The organism is Martelella sp. UBA3392 (genome assembly GCF_002358775.1).
Classification (GTDB): Bacteria; Pseudomonadota; Alphaproteobacteria; order Rhizobiales; family Rhizobiaceae; genus Martelella; species Martelella mediterranea.
In genome coordinates this window covers 1-4,700 of sequence record NZ_DEPM01000048.1, presented here as the reverse complement: position 1 = coordinate 4,700, position 4,700 = coordinate 1, and the positions used below count along the sequence as shown (strand labels likewise).

The 4,700-nt window shown below is 63.0% G+C and carries 4 protein-coding genes; 1 reads left to right on the top strand and 3 read right to left on the bottom strand.

Annotation, left to right across the window (positions count from 1 at the left end; translation table 11 throughout):
- Nucleotides 1–44: 44 nt before the first annotated feature.
- The 3 genes from B4E36_RS03710 to yajC form a co-directional block, all read right to left on the bottom strand.
- Nucleotides 45–431, bottom strand: coding sequence for an Mth938-like domain-containing protein (locus B4E36_RS03710; RefSeq protein WP_292059443.1), 387 nt, complete (start codon nt 429–431; stop codon nt 45–47).
- 4 nt (nt 432–435) lie between these two features.
- Nucleotides 436–2,994 (bottom strand): protein translocase subunit SecDF, encoded by a 2,559-nt coding sequence (secDF, locus tag B4E36_RS03705; RefSeq protein ID WP_292059440.1) that lies wholly within the window; start codon nt 2,992–2,994, stop codon nt 436–438.
- Between the two features lie 137 nt (nt 2,995–3,131).
- A complete protein-coding gene (gene yajC, locus B4E36_RS03700) occupies nt 3,132–3,476 on the bottom strand; it encodes a preprotein translocase subunit YajC (RefSeq protein ID WP_018066952.1) in 345 nt (114 codons plus the stop codon).
- A 231-nt stretch (nt 3,477–3,707) separates the two neighbouring features.
- Between yajC and B4E36_RS03695 the strand changes: the two genes are divergently transcribed.
- Nucleotides 3,708–4,577 (top strand): ATP-binding protein, encoded by an 870-nt coding sequence (locus B4E36_RS03695; RefSeq protein ID WP_292059437.1) that lies wholly within the window; start codon nt 3,708–3,710, stop codon nt 4,575–4,577.
- Nucleotides 4,578–4,700: the final 123 nt, after the last annotated feature.

Sequence of the window (4,700 nt, the reverse complement as noted above, 5' to 3'; positions counted from 1 at the left end):
TCGGCCAATGGTTTCTCCGGTATCAGGGGCGCCACCGGTTTAGACTATACCGCGATCAGCGCCGCGGCCACCGCGCGGGATTCTTCCAGCAGGATATTGTAGGTGCGGACCGCAGCACCGGTATTCATCGGATCGGCGACAATGCCGCGTTCCTTGAGCGCTTCCTTCAACGGGCGCGGCAGCAGCGACAGGTCCAGCCCCGTGCCCACCAGCAGCACCTCGATCCCTTCCGCTTCGGCCAGCACGCGCTCGAACGTCTCGACCGCCATTTCCTGCGGTGACATCACATCCCAGCCGTGGATGCCGGACGGCAGGCACAGAAGCGAGCCGCGATGCGACATGTCGGCAAAGCGAAAACCGCCATTGCCGTAGGTGTCGATCGGCGCGCGACCGGGAAAATGCGCCTCGCGTATTTCGATGCCGCGCGCCATGCCGTCAGATCGTCTCCACCGTGCCCTGCTCTTCGGGCGCGCCCTCGTCCTTCTTCTTGTTGAAGGTATCGGGACGCAGCTTGAAGGCGATCAGCACGGGGGCCGCGATGTAGATCGAAGAGAAGGTGCCGACCGCGACGCCGAACAGCATCGCGAAGGTGAAGGAGCGGATCACCTCGCCGCCGAAGACGTAGAGGGCAGCCAGCGCCAGCATCGTCGTCACCGCCGTCAGGATGGTGCGCGACAGCGTGTGGTTGATCGAAATGTCGATCAGCTCCGGTAGCGGCATCTTCTGATAGCGTCTCAGATTTTCGCGCACCCGGTCATAGACCACCACGGTATCGTTCAGCGAATAGCCGACGATGGTCAGCACCGCCGCGATACTGGTGAGGTTGAACTCGACCCCCGTCAGCACGAAGATACCGATGGTCAGGATCACGTCGTGGGCGGTGGCGATGATCGCGCCGACGGCGAACTGCCATTCGAAGCGGAACCAGATATACATCAGGATCGCGATCAGCGAGGCGAGCACGCCGATCGTCGCCGAGCGGCTGAGTTCGCCGGAGACCACCGGACCCACCACCTCGACGCGCGAGAAGGTATAATCGCTCTCCAGCGCGGAGCGGATCTTTGAGATTGCGCTCTGCTCTGCATTCGCGCCGCCATCCTGGGCCGGGATGCGGATCAGCACGTCCTTGTCGGAACCGAAGCCCTGGGCCTGGACCGCGCCGATATTCAACTCGTTCAGCGTGGTGCGGATATCGGAGAGGTTCGCCGGCCCGGATTTCGCCTCCACCTGCACGACCGAGCCGCCGGTGAAGTCGATGCCGAGATTCATGCCCTTGGTGCCGAAGCCGACGACCGATGCGATGACCAGCACCACGGAGATGATGAAGGTGATCCGGCGGAAGTTCATGAACGAGAAATTGATGCCGTCGAACATGCCGGTGCGGATGCCCTTCGGCAGTTCCTTCGGGCGCTTGCGGCGCACCCATTCGGCAATCATCCAGCGTGTCAGGTAGAAAGCGCTGAAGATGGTGGTGATGATGCCGATCGCCAGCGTCACCGCGAAGCCGCGCACCGGCCCCGAACCGAGGAAGAACAGGATGACCGCGGCGATCAGCGTCGTCAGGTTGGCGTCGATGATGGTGCCGAAGGCGCGCGAGAAGCCGGCGTCGACGGCCTGCACGATGCTGCGGCCGTTGCGACGCTCCTCGCGGATACGCTCGTAGATCAGCACGTTGGAATCCACCGCCATGCCGATCGTCAGCACGATACCGGCGATCCCCGGCAGGGTCAGCGTCGAGCCGATAAGGCTGAGCAGCGCCAGGAGCAGAACGATATTGAAGACCAGCGCGATGTTGGCGACAAGACCGAACATGCCGTAGAAAGCGACCATGAACACGACCACGGCGGCCGCGCCGATGACCGATGCCATGACGCCGGCGCGGATCGAATCGGCGCCAAGGCTCGGCCCGACCGTGCGTTCCTCGACCACCGTCAGCGTTGCCGGCAGCGCGCCGGCGCGCAGCAGAACGGCGAGGTCGTTGGCGCCCTGAACGGTGAAGTTGCCCGAAATCTGTCCCGACCCGCCAAGGATCGGCTCGTTGATCACCGGCGCGGAAACGATCTGGTCGTCGAGCACGATCGCGAACGGCCGGCCGACATTCTGCTGGGTCGCCTGGGCGAAGCGCTGGGCGCCGCGCGAATCGAAGCGGAAGTTGACGACCGGCTCATTGGTGCGCTGGTCGAAGGCGGCCTTGGCGTCGACCAGGTCTTCGCCCGAGATCAGCGCGCGCTTCTCGATCACGTAAGGCACCGGCGGATCGTCCATCGAATAGAGCACTTCGGTGCCCGCTGGCGGCCTTCCCTCGATCGCGTCCTGCGCAGAGACCGTGGTGTCGACCATATGGAAGGTCAGCTTCGCGGTCTTGTTCAAGAGCGCCTTCAGGCGCTGGGGATCATCAAGACCGGGCACCTGCACGATGATGCGGTCGTCGCCCTGGCGCTGGATCAGCGGCTCGGTGGTGCCGAGTTCGTCGACGCGGCGGCGGATCACCTCGATCGACTGCTCGACGGCGGAGCGCATGCGGTAATCGATGCCCTGTTCCGTGAGCGTCAGCCGGATGAGGCCGTTGCCGTCATCATCCATCTTGACTTCCTGGAAGGTGCCGCCGTTCAGCGTGCCGGCATTGATATATTCGGCGAGCGGCTCGAGCGCGGTTTCGGCTTCCACATACTGCGCCGGATCGGTGATCCGCACCTGGGCGCTGTCGCCCGTGCCGGAAAGGCCGGTATAGCGCACCTGCGCCTCGCGCAGATCGGAGCGCACGTCATCGACCAGCGTGTTCAGCCGATCGGTGACGATGTCATTCCGATCGACCTGCAGCATGATGTAGGAACCGCCCTGCAGGTCGAGGCCGAGCGTGATCTTGCTGTCGGGCATCCATCCCGGGAGCTTCGACAATTGCTGGTCGCTGAATACATTCGGCAAAGCGATGACGATGCCCACCGCAACGACTAGCCAGATGAAGAAGGTCTTCCAACGGGAAAAATACAGCATGAAGGTCTCGGTTCGTCGGTTTCACGAAGCAGGCGGCAGCCTGGAAGGCGCGGCCTCAATTTCGGCGCTCGGGCCGAAGGCATGCAATAGAATTACGGCCGAACCGGGCTTTTTTTGGCGGTTCGGCCGTAATGAAATCAGGACTTGGCGTCCTCGGATTTGACCGGCTCGCCCTTGACGCGCACGTCCGAGACGTAGCTGCGCATGATGCGGATGCGGACGCCGTCGGCAATTTCGACCTCAAGCTCGTTGTCGTCAATGACCTTGACCACCTTGCCGACAATGCCGCCGCCGGTGACGACCTGATCGCCGCGGCGAATGGCGGAGAGCGTTTCCTGGCGCTTCTTGGCCTGACGGCGCTGCGGCCGGATCAGCAGGAAATACCAGATCGCCATCAGCGGCACGAACAGGAAGATCATTTCCATGCCGGATCCGAACGGACCTGCGGCGCCCGCTGCCTGGGCGTAAGCCGTGCTAAACATCTTGTCCAAAACTCCTCAAACCAGAACCAGGGCCACGCCCGGCGTCAAGACGGGGCCCACCCCCGCAAACGTGTCGCCGGTATATAGTCGGAGCCCCGTTCAATGCAACAATAGCCTATGAAACACCGATGCTTTTTGCGTTTTAGTGGCCTTTTTGCCCGGGAATCGACCTTGCATCCGCCTCCGAAACCGGAAATCTGAAGGCCAAAGACGATGCATCGGGAGAAAAACATGAACACCGAAACCACAGACAGGTTCCTTGCCGAGGTAACCCGGCTGGCCGACGCGCTGGAACGCATCGCCGGCCCGCAATACCGTGAGAGCGATCTCGACGCCGCCGATTGCTTCGTCTGGAAACCGGAGCAGCGCTATCTCGCGCCGGTAGCAAGCCCCAGCCGCGTCGATCTGTCGCTGATCCGCGGCGTCGATCATGTCCGCGACATCCTGTTTGAAAACACGCTGCGCTTCGCCGAGGGCTTTCCGGCCAATAATGCGCTGCTCTGGGGTGCGCGCGGCATGGGCAAGTCCTCGCTGGTGAAGGCGGTTCACGCCGCGATCGTCGCCGAACACAAGCTGCCGCTGAAGCTGGTGGAACTCTACCGCGAGGATATCGGCACGCTCGGCGACCTGCTCGAGATCATCAAGGCATCCTCCCACCGATTCCTGCTGTTTTCGGACGACCTCTCCTTCGATCACGATGACGCCGCCTATAAATCGCTCAAGGCGGCGCTCGATGGCGGGGTCGAGGGGCGGCCGGAAAACGTGCTGCTCTACGCCACCTCCAACCGCCGCCACCTGATGCCGCGCGACATGATCGAAAACGAGCGCTCCACCGCGATCAACCCGTCCGAGGCGGTCGAGGAAAAGGTATCGCTGTCGGACCGCTTCGGCCTCTGGCTCGGCTTCCACAAATGCTCGCAGGACGATTACCTGGCGATGATCGATGGCTACGCCGCCCATTTCGACCTCGAAGGAACGCCCGAAACCCTCCACGCCGAGGCGCTGACCTGGGCCACCACCCGCGGCGGCCGCTCCGGCCGCGTGGCGTGGCAGTTCGTGCAGGACATCGCGGGACGGCAGAGGAAGCGGCTGGATTTGTGAGGGAATAGGACTGCGAAAACCTCGGGCTCGCAAAAGCAAGCGTGTTGCGTGAGGTGATGCAGCTTGCTCCCAATACTCTCTCCCGCTGGCGGGAGAGATGCCCCGAAAGGGGCAGTGAGGGTG

What these genes read in the sequence shown, in the direction of transcription:
- B4E36_RS03710 (WP_292059443.1), bottom strand. Translation starts at nt 431, where the DNA reads ATGGCGCGCGGCATCGAAATACGCGAGGCGCATTTTCCCGGTCGCGCG.
- secDF (WP_292059440.1), bottom strand. Translation starts at nt 2,994, where the DNA reads ATGCTGTATTTTTCCCGTTGGAAGACCTTCTTCATCTGGCTAGTCGTT.
- yajC (WP_018066952.1), bottom strand. Translation starts at nt 3,476, where the DNA reads ATGTTTAGCACGGCTTACGCCCAGGCAGCGGGCGCCGCAGGTCCGTTC.
- B4E36_RS03695 (WP_292059437.1), top strand. Translation starts at nt 3,708, where the DNA reads ATGAACACCGAAACCACAGACAGGTTCCTTGCCGAGGTAACCCGGCTG.